This is a genomic window from Acidovorax sp. GBBC 1281 (assembly GCF_028473645.1).
In the GTDB taxonomy this organism is placed as follows: Bacteria; Pseudomonadota; Gammaproteobacteria; order Burkholderiales; family Burkholderiaceae_C; genus Paracidovorax.
Genome location: NZ_CP097269.1, coordinates 3383040 through 3398519 on the forward strand (window position 1 = coordinate 3383040; position 15480 = coordinate 3398519).

Consider the following 15480-nt stretch of genomic DNA (forward strand, 5'->3'; position numbering starts at 1 on the left):
CCCTCAGCGCAGTTGAACGGCGCCGGAGACGTTCACTACCACCTGCGCCTTGCCGGCCTCCACCGGTACGGGTGCATCGGCGGACATTGACGACATCTTGGCTTCCATGGCCATCATGCGCGGCCTGGGGCCTGGGATCATCTCGTTGTTGTTCACCGCCACCTCGCGCAGCGTGTAGCCGCTGAAGCCGAAGCCCCGCGCCAGTTCATTCGCACGGGCCTTGAATTGCTCGATGGCCTTGGTCTGCGCCTCGCCCTCCACCTTCTCGCGGGCCTCGCGCGACAGATCGAAGGCGATCTGGCTGATCGGCATGGACTGGATCTTGCCGGCGGTGGTGGTGATGCGCGAGAAATCACGGCCCTGCAGAATCAGCTCGGCCCGGCCCTGCCAGCCGTTGATCTTGCCCTCCTTGCCATAGCGCGGGTACATGCCGAACGCGCCGGTGCGCACGTCCATCTGGTCCGGCTGGGCAGAGCGCTTGGCCTCCGCCAACGCGGAGTCCAGTGCTTGCTTGAGCTGCGTCTGCACCGTGGCTGCATCGGCGCCTTCCTTGCTGGTGGCCAGCGTGAGCACCAGCAGGTCCTGCTGGACATCCACGGTGCCGGTCGCGGACAACTGCAGCACATTCTGCGGTGGCGGCATCACGGCGTTTTGAGAGACAGAGGCTCCAGCGCACACCAGAAGAGCACCTGCAGCTATTATTTTGGTAGCAATTTTCATGATCGAAATCCTTGTAAAGAGAAAGTGGGCGGGTGCATCGGACATCCTTGAAACGCTACGTTAACCGGTCAAGATCAATCGGCGGTAAAGGCCCGATAGCGTCTGTGCGTGGCGGGGCAAAACTTGTAACAGTTGGTCAGGTATCTGGCAAAAAGCCGAACTTCGGGGTTCAAGGTGGTCAGAATCGGCTCTGTTACAAATAGGACTTGGGAAACAAATGGCCTCAACAACCAACCGTACCGACAAGATTCTCGTGGTGGATGACGACGCCCGCATTCGCGATTTGCTGCGGCGCTATCTCACGCAAGAGGGCTTCGAAGTCATGGTTGCGGAAGATGGCAAGGCCCTCAACCGCATTCTGCTGCGCGAAACCGTGGACCTCATCGTGCTGGACCTGATGATGCCCGGCGAGGACGGCCTCTCGATCTGCCGCCGCCTTCGCGCCGCCAACGATCGCACTCCCATCATCATGCTGACCGCCAAGGGCGAGGACGTGGACCGCATCGTGGGCCTGGAAGTGGGCGCCGACGATTACCTGGGCAAGCCGTTCAACCCCCGCGAACTGCTGGCCCGCATCCACGCGGTGCTGCGCCGCCGGCCGCCGCAAGAGGCGCCGGGCGCTCCGTCAGGCGACAACGAGGTCGTCACCTTCGGTCCTTTCACCTTCGATCTGGGCACGCGCGCACTGCAGCGCAGCGGCGAAGAGCTGCCACTCACCACCGGCGAGTTCGCCATGCTGAAGGCGCTGGTCCGCCACCCACGGCAGCCGCTGTCGCGGGAAAAGCTGGCCCTGCTGGCGCGCGGCCGCGAGTTCGAGCCGTTCGACCGCAGCCTGGACGTGCAGGTGTCCCGCCTGCGCAAGCTGGTCGAGGTGGACGCTGCAGCGCCCCGCTACATCCAGACCGTCTGGGGCGTGGGCTACGTGTTCGTGCCGGACGGCACGAGCTGATCTCCCTTTTGCCGAGGGCCGCGTTTTCGCCGTGGCGCCCTCTGCCCTCCGGCAATTTCCCGATGATTCTCACGACATGAGCGCCAACTACGAAGCAGCGTCGTCCGACGCCACCAGCCCCGCCCCCTTGGAGGCCCCCGTGTACCTACGGGCGCAGCGTGCACGGGTGGGGCTGAACCTTTTCTGGCGCACGTTCTTCCTGCTCGCGCTACTGCTGGTGGGCAGCATCCTGGCCTGGCTGCAGACGCTGCGGGCGCTGGAGTTCGAGCCGCGCACGCTGCAGACGGCGCAGCAGATCGCCTCGCTGGTGAACCTGAGCCGCGCGGCGCTGGTGCATGCCGATGCGATCGCGCGCGTCTCGCTGATCAAGACCATGGCCGACCAGGAAGGCGTTCGCATCCTGCCGCGCGAGCCGTCCGACCGCTTCGACCTGCTGGACGCCTCGGCGCTCGGCATGCGGTTGACCGAAGAGCTGACCACCCGCCTGGGGCCGGGCACCATCGTGGCGAGCAACGTCAATGGCGAAAGCGGCTTGTGGGTGGGATTCACCATCAACGGCGACCCCAACTGGCTGCTGATGGACCGGTCCCGCTTGAGCGCGGCCGGCGGCAAGACGTGGATGATCTGGCTCATCACCGCCGCAGCGTTGTCGCTGGCGGGCGCCGCGGCCATCGCGCGCCTAATCAACCGGCCGCTCAAGCAGCTGTCGTATGCCGCCAACCGCGTGCGCGACGGCGACTTCGCGGCCAGCCAGCTCGACGAGGAAGCCGTGACCAGCGAAATCCGCGAGGTGAACATCGGCTTCAACCGCATGGCGCAAAAGCTCGCCAAGCTGGAGCAGGACCGTGCGGTGATGCTGGCGGGCATTTCGCATGATTTGCGCACGCCCCTGGCCCGCCTGCGGCTGGAAACCGAAATGAGCGTGTCGGACAACGTGGCCCGCGAGCACATGGTGGCCGACATCGTGCAGCTCGACGCCACCATCGACAAGTTCCTCGACTACGCCCGCCCCGACAACGTGACCCTGAACCCGGTCAACCTGCATGGCGTGGTGTCGTCGTGCGTGTACGCCGTACAGGACCACCGCGAACTGCAGATCTCGATGAACGTGCCCGAGGACCTGAACGTGCTGGCCGACGAGGTCGAACTGGCGCGCGTGATCTCCAACCTGCTCGAGAATGCCCGCCGCTACGGAAAGACGCACGACAGCGGCACGGCCACCGTGGACATCGCGGCCAAGGGGCGCGAGAAGTGGGTGCTCATCAAGGTGCGCGACCACGGCCCGGGCGTGCCGCCGGAGCAACTGGCCAACCTGACCAAGCCGTTCTTCCGCGGCAATTCGGCCCGCACGGCGGCCGCCGGCGCGGGCCTGGGCCTGTCCATCGTGGACAAGACGGTGCAGCGCATGGGCGGCATCTTCGCCCTGGCCAATTCGGGATCGGGCGGACTGGTGGCCCACATCCAATTGCAGCGGGCGACCGACCTGCCCGGCGGCAAGGACCCCAAGCAGCGCCTGCAGCGCCCGCAGATCAAGCGCAACCTGCCCCCGCGCCGCCCTAAGCCGGCGAAGGCTTGATGAACAGCAGCGTCGCGGCCCGGGCCTCCATGGCAAGGCCCTGCCCCACCGGGCCGAGCCGCTCGGCGGTCTTGGCCTTGACGTTGATCTGGCCCTCCTGCAGCGACAGCGCCTGCGCGATGCGGGCCCGCATCGCGGGGATGTGGGCGGCCAGGCGCGGCGCCTGCGCGATCACCGTGCTGTCGATGTTGCCGATCTCGTAGCCCTGCGCGCGCACGCGCCGAGCGGCCTCCACCAGCAGCGCCACGGAATCCGCGCCTTTGAACGTGGGATCGGTGTCCGGGAAGTGGCTGCCGATGTCCCCCAGCGCCGCGGCGCCCAGCAACGCGTCGGTGATGGCGTGCAGCAGCACGTCGGCATCGGAATGGCCGAGCAGGCCCATGGTGTGCGGCACGTCCACACCGCCGATGACGAGGCGGCGCCCCGGCACCAGCGCATGCACGTCCCAGCCTTCGCCGATTCGGATGTTCATCGTTCGCGTTCCTGCAGTCGCTGCGCGCGCCTAAAAAATCGTCTTGCCCGGCACGGCCGAGGCTTCGCCCCGGGCGCCGCCGAAGCGGTCCAGGGTGGCGGCATGCATGCGCTGCGCCAACACCGCCTCGGCCAGCGCGAAGTCGGCCGGGTAGGTCACCTTGAAGTTCTGCGCGCCGCCCGGCACCAGCCGGGGGTGCAGGCCCATGGCCTCCATGGCGCTTGCTTCGTCGGTGGCCGCCGGGCCCAGGTGCTCCAGCGCCTGCCGCAGCGGCCCGAGGCGGAACATCTGGGGCGTCTGGGCGAGCCATTTGTCGGTGCGGTCCACGGTGGAGGCCACGCGCACGCCGCCCGGGCCGTCGATCGCGGTCTTGAGCGTGTCGGCCAGCTTGTGGGCCAGCAGCCCGCCTACGGCGTCGTCGGCACAGGCGTCGATCAATGCGTCGATCTGCGCCGTGGTGACCAGACAGCGGGCCGCATCGTGCACCAGCACCCAATCTTCGGGCAGCGCGCCGCGCTCTTGCAGCACGCGCAGGCCGCCCAGCACCGTCGCCGCGCGGGTGGCGCCCCCGCAGGGTGCCACGAAGAAGGTGGGCTGCGGCTGGCCGTCGAAAAACGCATCGCCCGGGGCCACGGCCACCAGCGTGCCCAGCAGCCGGCCCACGCCGGCGAACGCGGCCAGGGTGTGCAGCACCATGGGAAGCCCGGCCACCGGCTGGTACTGCTTGGGCAGCACCGGCACCTGGCCTGGCGCCACCCGGTCGATCCCCGAAGGCTGCGCCACCGCACGGGCGCCCACGCCGGCACAGGGCACCAGGGCCCAGAAACGCCCCTGGCCGGAGAGCGGTGGCGGCGAAAGGTGCGGGAGAAGATCGGTCATGGGGCGGCCATTGTAGGAGCGGCGCGCGTCCCCATCTGCCAACGTGCGACGAGAGCCCGGCCGCCTAGAATTGCCATTCGCCCGCACCGCCCGACCGCCGCGCACACCGCGCCCCCGGGGCCGGTGCAAGGGCCCGACGCACCGCCCACCGCATGGACCTCCCCAAACTCACCCCCGGAAAACGTTTCACCCTGCCACGCCCGGTCGGCAGCGCCGATGCCCTGCTGCTGGCACGCCTGGGCGAGCGAGAAAAAGCCGCGCGGCGCACCACCGCCATCGTGACGGCCGACGCGACCGATGCGCGGCGCCTCATCGAAGAGATGGCGTTCTTCGCCCCCGAGCTGCGCTGCGCGCTGTTTCCCGATTGGGAAACGCTGCCCTACGACACGTTCTCCCCGCACCAGGACCTGATCAGCGAGCGCCTGGCCACGCTGTGGCGCATCAGCCAGGGCGAGGCGGACGTGGTGCTGGTGCCGGCCACCACGGCGCTGTACCGGGTGGCGCCGCCTTCGTTTCTCGCAGGCTACACCTTTCACTTCAAGGTCAAGCAGAAGCTGGACGAGGCGAAGTTCAAGGCGCAGCTCACGCTGGCGGGCTACTCCCATGTGTCGCAGGTGGTGAGCCCGGGCGAGTACGCGGTGCGCGGCGGGCTGATCGACCTCTTTCCCATGGGCTCGCTCGTGCCCTATCGCGTGGACCTGTTCGACGACGAGATCGACAGCATCCGCACCTTCGATCCCGACAGCCAGCGCAGCCTGTACCCCGTGCCGGAGGTGCGCCTGCTGCCGGGCCGCGAATTCCCGATGGACGATGACGCACGGGCCAAATTCCGCAGCCGCTGGCGCGAGATGCTGGAGGGTGACCCGACCAAGAGCCGCATCTACAAGGACATGGGCAACGGCGTGGCCACCGCGGGCATCGAGTACTACCTGCCGCTTTTCTTCGACGAGACGGCGACCGTGTTCGACTACCTCGGCGCCGAGGCCACCGTGGTGCTGCACGGCGACCTGGAGCCGGCCTTCCAGCGGTTCTGGCAGGACACGAAGGACCGCTACCGCCTGATTCAGGGCGACCCGGACCGCCCGGCCCTGCCGCCCGAAGCGCTGTTCCTCACCACCGAGCAGTTCTACACCCGGGCCAACGCGCACGCGCAGCTCGCCTTGCGACCGGGCGTGGAGGACATCGCCGACAACGCCCATTTCCAGAAGCTGGGCGATTTGTCGGTGGCGCGTGGTGCCGAAGACCCGCTGGCACGCCTGCACGCCCACCTCCGCAACACCCCGCACCGCGTGCTGCTGCTGGCGGAAAGCGCCGGGCGGCGCGAGAGCCTGCTCGATTTTCTGCGCGCCTCGCAGTTGAGCCCGCCGGCCTTCGACTCGCTGGCCGAGTTCCAGGCCCATACAGAGGAAAAGGTGGGCATTGCCACGGCCGCCGTCACGACCGGCTTCAGCTGGCTCGGCGACGGCATCGACTTCGTGACCGAGACCGAACTGTTCGCTGCCGGCGCCACCACGCGCCGGCGCAAGAAGCAGGAACAGGTGAGCGATGTCGAGGCCCTGATCAAGGACCTGTCGGAACTCAACGTGGGCGACCCGGTGGTGCACAGCGCGCACGGCATCGGCCGCTACCACGGGCTCATCAACATGGACGTGGGCCAGAAGAACCCCGACGGCACGCCCGCACTGCAGGAGTTCCTGCACCTCGAATACGCCGACAAGGCGGTGCTGTACGTGCCCGTCAGCCAGTTGCAGCTCATCAGCCGCTACACGGGCGTGAGCGCCGACGAGGCGCCGCTGCACAAGCTGGGCAGCGGCCAGTGGGAAAAGGCCAAGCGCAAGGCGGCCGAGCAGGTGCGCGACTCCGCGGCCGAGCTGCTCAACATCTACGCCCGCCGCGCGGCGCGCGAAGGCCACGCCTTCCGCTACTCGCCACAGGACTACGAGCAGTTCGCCAACGACTTCGGCTTCGAGGAAACGGCCGACCAGAACGCGGCCATCCACGCGGTCATCCAGGACATGATCTCGCCCCGCCCCATGGACCGCCTGGTCTGCGGCGACGTGGGCTTCGGCAAGACCGAGGTGGCCCTGCGCGCGGCCTTCGTGGCCGTCACGGGCGGCAAGCAGGTGGCGTTCCTCGCACCCACTACGCTGCTGGCCGAGCAGCACTACCAGACGCTGATGGACCGCTTCGGCAAGTGGCCGGTGAAGGTGGCCGAGGTGTCGCGCTTCCGTTCGGGCAAGGAGATCACCTCTGCCATCAAGGGCATCGGCGACGGCACGGTGGACATCGTGGTGGGCACGCACAAGCTGCTCTCCGAATCCACCCAATTCCACAACCTGGGCCTGCTCATCATCGACGAGGAGCACCGCTTCGGCGTGCGCCACAAGGAGCAGATGAAGGCGCTGCGCGCCGAGGTGGACGTGCTGACCCTCACCGCCACGCCCATCCCGCGCACGCTCGGCATGGCGCTGGAGGGCCTGCGCGACCTGTCCGTGATCGCCACGGCGCCCCAGCGCCGCCTGGCCATCAAGACCTTCGTGCGCAACGAGGGCACGGGCGTGATCCGCGAGGCCGTGCTGCGCGAGCTCAAGCGCGGCGGGCAGTGCTACTTCCTGCACAACGAGGTCGAGACCATCGAGAACCGGCGCCAGAAGCTGGAAGAGATATTGCCCGAGGCCCGCATCGCCGTGGCCCACGGCCAGATGCCCGAGCGCGAGCTGGAAAAGGTCATGCGCGATTTCGTGGCACAGCGCTACAACATCCTGCTGTGCTCGACCATCATCGAGACCGGCATCGACGTGCCCACGGCCAACACCATCATCATGAGCCGCGCCGACAAGTTCGGTCTGGCGCAGCTGCACCAGCTGCGCGGCCGCGTGGGCCGCAGCCACCACCAGGCCTACGCCTACCTGATGGTGCCGGACATCGAGGGCCTGACCAAGCAGGCCGCGCAGCGGCTAGACGCCATCCAGCAGATGGAAGAGCTGGGCAGCGGCTTCTACCTGGCCATGCACGACCTGGAGATCCGCGGCGCGGGCGAGGTCCTCGGCGAGAACCAGAGCGGCAACATGCTGGAGGTGGGGTTCCAGCTCTACAACGAGATGCTGTCGGAGGCCGTGCGCTCGCTCAAGGCGGGCAAGGAGCCCGACCTGCTGGCGCCGCTGTCCGTCACCACCGACATCAACCTGCACGCGCCCGCGCTGCTGCCCAATGACTACTGCGGCGACGTGCACCTGCGCCTGTCGTTCTACAAGAAGCTGGCCACCGCCAGGACCACCGACCAGATCGACAGCCTGCTGGAGGAGATCGTGGACCGCTTCGGCAAGCTGCCGCCGCAGGCGCAGACCCTGATCGACGTGCACCGCCTGCGCTGCATGAGCCAACCCTATGGCGTGGTCAAGGTGGATGCGGCGCCCGGCGTGATCCACATCACCTTCAAGCCGCAGCCGCCGATCGATCCGATGAACATCATCCACCTGATCCAGAAGAACAAGCACATCAAGCTGGCCGGCAACGAGAAGCTGCGCATCGAGCGCGAACTGCCCGAGGCCAAGGACCGGGTGCAGATGGTGCGCGACGTGCTGCGCAGCCTGGGGCAGCCGCTGGCGCAGGGCGCGCCCGCCTGAGGGATGGCCTTGGGACGGTGCCGTGGTGAGCGGCATGCCATGCGCGGTGTTCGGTGCCTTCCGGCCGGGGTGCCCCGCCATCTGGCCGGACCCTTTGCATTCAGAGCGAAACGTGCCCTGAGCGCAATAAGTACTAGGGCATATAGCTATAAAAATAATAGCATCCGACATGCCAATCGCTGGCCCACACGCCAGCACACCGCGAACGGGTGCAGGAATTGCTTGGACCCTGGAACGCGCCGGGATGGCACCGGCGGCCATTCGTTCCAACCGATCCAAGGAGTCCGCCCATGCGTGTTGCACGCCCGATCCCGGCATTTTTCTGCGCCCTCGGCCTCGTGGCCACGGCAGCGCCCGCGCTGGCCCAGGGCACCTACCCGGACCGCCCGGTGAAAGTGATCGTCGCGCTCCCCGCTGGCGGCAGCGCCGACATGATCGCGCGCATGGTGGGCCAGAAGATGGCGGCCGAACTGGGCCAGCCGTTCGTGGTGGACAACAAGGCGGGCGCTTCGGGCCAGATCGGCACGCCCATGGTGGCCCGTGCGGCGCCGGACGGCTACACGATCATGGTGTCGCCCGCGTCGTTCCTGACCACCAACAAGAGCATCTTCAAGACCCTGCCCTATGACCCGCAGGCCGACTTCGTGCCCATCACCAAGCTGGTGAACCAGCCGATGGTGCTGGTCGCCAAGGACGCGCAGAAGTTTCCGAGCGTGGCCGCCGTGCTGCAGGCGGCCCGGGCCGCGCCGGGCCGGGTGACCTACGCATCGTCGGGCGACGGCAGCCCGCAGCACCTGGCGGCGCTGATGTTCGGCACCCGCACGCAATCGAGCATGCTGCATGTGCCGTACAAGGGCGGTGCCCCGGCCATCAACGACACGCTGGCGGGCAACGTGGACCTCATGTTCGCCGTGCTGCCCGAAGCGTTGCCGCACATCCAGTCGGGCAAGCTGCAGGCGCTGGCGGTGATGAGCGCGCAGCGTTCGGCGGTGCTGCCGCAGGTGCCCACCATGGCGGAAAGCGGCGTGCCGCAGGTGGAACTGTCGGCCTGGGTCGGCCTGCTGGCACCGGCCAGGACGCCGCAGCCCGTCATCGACCGGCTGCGCAGCGCCGCCCACGCCGCCTTGGCGGGCGACACCCAGACCCGGCTGGCGGCCAGCGGCATGGAAGTGGCGCCGGGCACCACCCAGCAACTGCAGGACACCATCGCCGCGGAAATCAAACTGCACGCCGAACTGGTCAAGGCGGCCGGGCTGGCGCCCCAGTGAAGCAACGAGGCGGGAGCGGCAGCGATCACGGCAAAGGCAGGCAGCGGCAGGCGACCTGGGGATAATCCCCGCTGTGTCCCGGAACGCCGCCGCTGCGCGCCGGGCAGTCCCCTCCCCTTCTTTTTGTCTTCGCCGCAGGATCTTTCCTCCCCCCATCCATGAGTGCCGCCACCGAATTCGCTCCCGGCCTTGTCGTCCAAGGCCTTTCTACCCCGCTGTCCCTGTCGGACTTCAAGCTCATCGCATTCGACATGGACTCCACCCTGATCAACATCGAGTGCGTGGACGAGATCGCCGACGCGGCGGGCCGCAAGGCCGAAGTGGCCGCCATCACCGAGGCCGCCATGCAGGGCCTGATCACCGACTACAAGGAAAGCCTTCGCCAGCGCGTGGCCCTGCTGCGCGGCGTGACCGTCGGGCACCTGGAACACGTGTTCGCCGAGCGGCTGCGCTTCAACCCCGGCGCCAAGGAACTGGTGGCCGCGGCCCGCTCCGCGGGCTTGACCACGCTGCTGGTCTCGGGCGGCTTCACGTTCTTCGCCGACCGGGTCCGCGCCGGGCTGGGCATCGATCTTGCGCGATCGAACCAGCTGGAGGTCGAGGACGGCGTGCTCACCGGCCGCATGGTGGACCAGGCCTGGGGCGACATCTGCGACGGCGCCGAGAAACGCCGGACGCTGCTGGAGGTGGCCTCGCTGCTGGGCATTTCGCCCAGCCAGGCCATTGCCGTGGGTGACGGCGCCAACGACCTGCCCATGATGGGGGCCGCGGGCCTGTCGGTGGCCTACCACGCCAAGCCGGCGGTGCGGGCCCAGGCCAAGGTGGCGATCAACGAAGGCGGGCTGGATCGCCTGCTGGAAGTGCTGCGCTGACGCCCTGGCGGGCCCATCGGCGCGCTACCCCGATTGCTATTCTTTCAATAGCAATCAAGCCAAACGATACTAGGGCAACGGCCTCTTTTCATTCGAATGGCGAGCCGCCAAACAGCATAAGAGGATCGCTCGTTATATCGATATGAAAATAAAAGAATGGCACATTCCCGCGCCCTTCCTTACATTCGCGTCTTCCAACGGCGCGCGCTGGGGCGCCCTGCCGACCGATCCAACCGACTGAAATGAAAGCCCTCTCCATGCTGAAGAAAACGCTGTCCGCCCTGGCCGTCGCCACCCTGGCCTTCTCGGCGCATGCCGCCGATGTGCTCAAGGTCGCGGCCTCGGCGGTGCCGCATGTGGAAATCCTGAACTTCGTGAAGCCGCAGCTCAAGGCCCAGGGCGTGGACCTGCAGGTCAAGGAATTCAGCGACTACGTCCAGCCCAATGCCGCGGTGGAAGACAAGCAGCTGGACGCCAACTTCTTCCAGCACCAGCCCTACCTGGACAGCTACAACAAGGACCGCAAGAGCAGCATCGTCGCCGTGCCCGACGGCAAGGTGCACGTGGAGCCCTTCGGCGCCTATTCCCGGAAGATCAAGGCCGTGAGCGAGCTCAAGGAAGGCGCTCTGGTTGCCATCCCCAACGACCCGTCCAACGCTGGCCGCGCGCTGATCCTGCTGCAAAAGCAGGGCCTGATCGAGCTGAAGGACCCCAAGAACATCACGGCCACCCCGATCGACATCGTGAAGAACCCCAAGAAGCTCAAATTCCGCGAACTCGAAGCCGCCCTGCTGCCGCGCGCGCTGCAGGACGTGGACCTGGCGCTCATCAACACCAACTACGCCATCGAGGCCAAGCTCAACCCCACCAAGGATGCGCTGTTCATTGAAGGCGCCGACTCGCCCTACGCCAACCTGGTGGCCGCGCGCGCAGACCGCGCCAACGACCCCCGCATCCAGAAGCTGGTGAAGGCGCTGCACACGCCGGAAGTGAAGAAGTTCATCCAGGACAAGTACCAGGGCGCCGTGGTGCCCGCGTTCTGAGGGCGGACCAACGTCGCGCCTGCGGCCCGCACGCACCGGCACACGCGGCGATGCGGGCCGCGTCGCCTGCAGACGGCCGTCGCCTCCGGGGCCAGCGCCGGCAGCGCACCGGCGCACCGGCGCTTTGAGCCACCGGACTCCGATGGGGCTCAGAACACCATGCCCCCGGCAACGTCGATGGTCGTTCCGGTGATCCATCCACCGCGCTCCGACACCGCGAACGCCACGGCGTCGGCGATGTCCGCCGGCGTCCCCACCCGGCCGAGCGGCGTCTTGCCGACCAGCATGTCGACCATCTCCTTGGGGGCATCGGCACTGCCTTCCGTTTTCACGAAGCCCGGGGCGATACCCACCACCCGGATCTGGCGGGGTCCAAGCTCTATGGCCAGCGAGCGCGTCAGCGTGTCGACGGCACCTTTGGTGGCCGAGTAGGCATGCACCGCCGGGTAGGGACTCTTGGCCAGCCCCGAACTGATGTTGACCACGACGCCACCCGCCGGCAGCACGCGCGCAGCAGCCTGCGTGGTCAAAAGCAAACCCCGCACATTGAGCGCGAAGTGGGCATCGATGCTGTCCGCCGTCAGCGAATCCAGCGAGTCCATGCGGTAGATGCCCGCGTTGTTCACGAGGATGTCCAGCCGACCGAATTGTGCAAGGGCAGCATCGATCAACGGCTGGATCTGCGATGGCTGCGAGAGGTCTGCCTGCGCGGCGACTGCCCGGCCACCGGCGGCGGTGATGCGGCGCACAACGGCGTCCGCGTCCGATGCAGCGGTGGCGTAGTTCACGACGATGGACGCGCCATCGGCAGCCAGTCGCTCGGCGATGCCGGCACCGATGTCTTTGGACGAACCGGTGACGATCGCGACCTTGCCTGAGAGTGAGCTCATGGATGTTCCTTTGAGGTGATGAGGGTGGAGGAATGAAGTGTTGGGATTCCCATCGGCGCCGGGCCGGAGAAGCGCCAACGATAGGCACAATGTCGCTTCAGATAAACGGGTGCTCGCGGCATGCGGCATGAAGCAGTGCTTCACAATCAGCCCCATGCCCCCCGATCTCCTTGCCCCCATTGCCGCGTTCGCGCGCGTTGCGCACCATGCGAGCTTCACCCGGGCCGCCGCGGAACTGGGCGTGTCGCCGTCGGCGCTGTCGCAGACGATCCGCAAGCTGGAAGCCAGTCTGGGTGTGCGGCTACTCGACCGTTCGACGCGGCGCGTCGGCGTCACTGAACTGGGCCAGCGGTTCCTGGCACAGGCGCAACCGAGCCTGGCGTCGTTGGCGCGTGCCATCGAAGGCATGAACGAGTCGCGGGACAGGCCGTCAGGGCTGCTGCGGCTCAATGTTTCGCGCACCGCCGCCGACATCGTGGTGCTACCGCACCTGCAGGCGTTCCTCGCGGAGTTCCCGGACATCACGCTCGACCTGCATTGCGACAACGCGCTGCTCGACATCGTGGCTGGCGGCTTCGATGCCGGCATCCGACTGGGGGAGTCCCTGGCGCAGGACGTGGTGGCCGTGCCCATCGGCGGGCGGCAGCGCATCGCGACGGTGGCGTCACCCCGTTACCTGCAAGGACGCGCCTTGCCGCAGGTGCCCCAGGACCTGGCCGGTCATCACTGCCTCAACGTGCGGCTGGGCGGGGGGATCTACCGCTGGGAATACACGAACAGGGGGCGCGCGGTCGAGGTGGAAGTGCAGGGGCCGCTGATCTCGAACGACGGAGACATCCTGATCGCGGCAGTGCGCGCCGGCGCCGGCATCGCCTGCGTGTTCGAAGTGCAGGTGGCCGACGACATCGCCGCAGGCCGGCTGATGCCGGTGCTCAAGCCCTGGTGGCCGACCTTTCCGGGCTTCTACCTCTACCACCCGAGCCGCACCCACGTGCCGCGCCGGATCAATCGCCCTGCACGCTGCGCGCCACCCACCACGCCAGCGCAAACATGGTGGCACCCGTCAACGTGTCGAGCACTCGCCACGCGCGCGGATTGGCGAACACGTGCTGCAGGCGCCGACCCGCGAAGGCCAGCACGAGAAACCACAGCAGGCTGGCGCAGGCGGCACCCACCACGAAGACCCACTTCAGGCCGCCATCCTGCCGCGCGCCAATCGACCCGATCAGCACCACGGTGTCCAGGTACACGTGCGGATTGAGCAGCGTGATGACGGCCAGCGCGCCGACGACGCCCAATGCACTGCGTTCGGCCCGCCCCGTGGCGGGCAGCGCCGCCTGCGGCGCGCAGAACGCCCGGTGCCACGCAAAGCATCCGTACGCGAACAGGAACACCGCCCCGCCCAACGTCAGGCACCACGCCAGCGTGGGCGATTGGCCCAGCAGCTGCGCCATGCCGGCCACGCCCACCGCCACCAGCAACGCGTCGCTGATGACGCACCAGGCAATGCAGGCGCGTACATGGCGGCCCTGCACGGCCTGGCGCAGCACAAACAGGTTCTGTGCGCCGATGGAGACGATCAACGTCAGGCACACCGTGAATCCGGCCAGCCACGAGGCGGAAACGGAAGCGGCAGAAAAGGAGGGGGGCGAGGTGATCCACATGGGTGAATTGTCCGAACCGCATTGATTTAAGTAAACTTAAAGTCTCTAAGCAATATGAAGCAAAACTAATGCTTGACTATGCCGGCCTGGAAGCCTTGGCGGCCGTGATGCGCGAAGGCAGCTTCGAGCGCGCTGCGCGCAAGCTGCACGTCACGCCCTCGGCCATCTCGCAACGCGTGAAGCAGTTGGAAGAGCGCGCAGGCCAAGTGCTGGTGCTGCGCGGAACGCCGTGCACGGGCACCGACGCGGGCCGCCGGCTCTGCCTGCACGTGGAACAGGTGGCCTTGCTGGAAAACGAACTGCGCCGTGCCAACCCTGCGTTGATGCCCGACACCCAGGCGCCAGCCCCCACATTGAAGCTGGCGGTGAATGCCGATTCCCTGTCGACCTGGTTCATGGACGCGATGGCGGCCTTCACCGCAGGAGGAAACGAGCTGCTGGACATCCGCATCGACGACCAGGAACACACCGCCCAGCGACTGCGCGAAGGCGAGGTGATCGCCGCCGTCACCGCCAGCGCGGGCAGCATCGCGGGCTGCAACACTTGGCCGCTGGGCGCCATGCACTACGTGGCAGTCGGCAGCCCGCAATTCGTGGAGCGCCACTTCGGCGGCGGCGTGACGCCCGAGACCGCGGCGCTCGCGCCCATGATGGTCTATGGCCGCAACGACCGCCTGCAGGACCAGTGGCTGCAGCGCCAGGGCCTGGCCTCGCGCCGCCACCCGCCCCGCCACTTCATGCCGTCCAACCAGGGCTTCCTGCGCAGCTGCGAGGTCGGCATGGGCTGGGGCATGCACCCCACCGTGCTGATCGAACGGCAACTGGCCGATGGCACGCTGGTGGAGCTGCGGCCGCAGGCGGGGATGGACGTGCCCCTGCACTGGGCGCTGCCGCGCTCGGCCCAGGCGGGGCTGGAGCGGCTCACCCGCTGCGTGATGGCGGCGGCGGGGGCCTGGCTGGGCGACGGCACGGCGCGACCATCGCTTGCTGCGCGTCAAACCCCTTGATGCCGGAGCGGGCATGCTCTGCCCCGGCCCGGTCCAACCCACCCGACCACCCGACTTCAACCACCGCGCACCCCCGCGCACCGATCCGATGGATTCAACCGCTCCCCTTCAGCCCCTCGTTCGGCACACCCTGGACCTGGCGGGCATCACCGACCTCGTGCACGGCTTCTACGCCGACGTGCGCGCCGATGCCCTGCTGGGCCCCGTGTTCGACGCGGCGCTGCAGGACCGCTGGGAGCCGCACCTGGCGCGCATGGTGGACTTCTGGAGCACGGTGGCGCTGGGCAGCCGGCGCTACCGCCGCAACGTGCTCGCACAGCACGGCGCGCTGGAGGGTGTGACGCCGGCGCATTTCGCGGCCTGGGTGGGGCTGTGGCGGCAGCACACCGAGCGCCGCTTCGCACCCGAGGTGGCGCATTCGCTGCAGCAGGCCGCGCACGGCGTGGCCCGCGCGCTGTTCCGCAAATGCTTCGGGCACCTGCCGGCCTTCGACATGCCGGCCGGCGGCCACTGA

Annotated in this window: 13 protein-coding genes and 1 pseudogene; 9 read left to right on the top strand and 5 right to left on the bottom strand. The window is 67.8% G+C overall.

Annotation, left to right across the window (positions count from 1 at the left end; genetic code table 11):
- Positions 1-3: 3 nt before the first annotated feature.
- Positions 4-720 (bottom strand): SIMPL domain-containing protein, encoded by a 717-nt coding sequence (locus M5C96_RS15805; protein WP_272564090.1) that lies wholly within the window; start codon positions 718-720, stop codon positions 4-6.
- 217 nt (positions 721-937) lie between these two features.
- Here M5C96_RS15805 and ompR point away from each other — a divergent pair, with 217 nt between their 5' ends.
- Positions 938-1669, top strand: coding sequence for an osmolarity response regulator transcription factor OmpR (gene ompR, locus M5C96_RS15810; RefSeq protein ID WP_272564091.1), 732 nt, complete (start codon positions 938-940; stop codon positions 1667-1669).
- 76 nt (positions 1670-1745) lie between these two features.
- On the top strand, positions 1746-3245 hold the full coding sequence (locus tag M5C96_RS15815; protein WP_272564092.1) for a sensor histidine kinase: 1500 nt from the start codon (positions 1746-1748) through the stop codon (positions 3243-3245).
- On the opposite strand, the gene ispF is transcribed toward M5C96_RS15815, so the two are convergent.
- Both ispF and M5C96_RS15825 read right to left on the bottom strand, forming a co-directional pair.
- Entirely contained in the window at positions 3226-3717 is a 492-nt protein-coding gene (gene ispF, locus M5C96_RS15820; RefSeq protein WP_272564093.1) for a 2-C-methyl-D-erythritol 2,4-cyclodiphosphate synthase, read from the bottom strand. The genes M5C96_RS15815 and ispF overlap by 20 nt on opposite strands.
- A 30-nt stretch (positions 3718-3747) precedes the next feature.
- Positions 3748-4596, bottom strand: a complete 849-nt coding sequence (locus M5C96_RS15825) for an IspD/TarI family cytidylyltransferase (protein ID WP_272564094.1) — start codon at positions 4594-4596, stop codon at positions 3748-3750.
- Between the two features lie 152 nt (positions 4597-4748).
- Between M5C96_RS15825 and mfd the strand changes: the two genes are divergently transcribed.
- The 4 genes from mfd (at position 4749) to M5C96_RS15845 (ending at position 11405) form a co-directional block, all read left to right on the top strand.
- Positions 4749-8222 carry a transcription-repair coupling factor gene (gene mfd / locus M5C96_RS15830; RefSeq protein ID WP_272564095.1) on the top strand — a complete coding sequence of 1158 codons (3474 nt, stop codon included), beginning with the start codon at positions 4749-4751 and terminating at the stop codon, positions 8220-8222.
- A gap of 290 nt (positions 8223-8512) precedes the next feature.
- Entirely contained in the window at positions 8513-9490 is a 978-nt protein-coding gene (locus M5C96_RS15835; protein ID WP_272564096.1) for a Bug family tripartite tricarboxylate transporter substrate binding protein, read from the top strand.
- A 158-nt stretch (positions 9491-9648) separates the two neighbouring features.
- Positions 9649-10362: a phosphoserine phosphatase SerB gene (gene serB / locus M5C96_RS15840; protein ID WP_272564097.1), complete on the top strand. Its 714-nt coding sequence runs from the start codon at positions 9649-9651 to the stop codon at positions 10360-10362.
- 257 nt (positions 10363-10619) lie between these two features.
- The gene (locus M5C96_RS15845) at positions 10620-11405 is read left to right on the top strand and encodes a MetQ/NlpA family ABC transporter substrate-binding protein (RefSeq protein WP_272564098.1); all 786 of its coding nucleotides are present in this window, start codon (positions 10620-10622) and stop codon (positions 11403-11405) included.
- 149 nt (positions 11406-11554) lie between these two features.
- Here M5C96_RS15845 and M5C96_RS15850 read toward each other — a convergent pair whose 3' ends face one another.
- Positions 11555-12295 (bottom strand): SDR family NAD(P)-dependent oxidoreductase, encoded by a 741-nt coding sequence (locus M5C96_RS15850; protein WP_272564099.1) that lies wholly within the window; start codon positions 12293-12295, stop codon positions 11555-11557.
- A 154-nt stretch (positions 12296-12449) separates the two neighbouring features.
- Between M5C96_RS15850 and M5C96_RS15855 the strand changes: the two are divergent.
- Positions 12450-13241, top strand: a pseudogene (locus M5C96_RS15855) (LysR substrate-binding domain-containing protein); the annotation flags it as partial.
- A gap of 58 nt (positions 13242-13299) precedes the next feature.
- Here M5C96_RS15855 and M5C96_RS15860 read toward each other — a convergent pair.
- Positions 13300-13959, bottom strand: coding sequence for a LysE/ArgO family amino acid transporter (locus M5C96_RS15860; protein WP_272564100.1), 660 nt, complete (start codon positions 13957-13959; stop codon positions 13300-13302).
- A gap of 68 nt (positions 13960-14027) precedes the next feature.
- Between M5C96_RS15860 and M5C96_RS15865 the strand changes: the two genes are divergently transcribed.
- Together M5C96_RS15865 and M5C96_RS15870 are read left to right on the top strand one after the other, a co-directional pair.
- Positions 14028-14966: an HTH-type transcriptional regulator ArgP gene (locus tag M5C96_RS15865; RefSeq protein ID WP_272564101.1), complete on the top strand. Its 939-nt coding sequence runs from the start codon at positions 14028-14030 to the stop codon at positions 14964-14966.
- An 88-nt stretch (positions 14967-15054) separates the two neighbouring features.
- Entirely contained in the window at positions 15055-15480 is a 426-nt protein-coding gene (locus M5C96_RS15870) for a group III truncated hemoglobin (RefSeq protein ID WP_272564102.1), read from the top strand.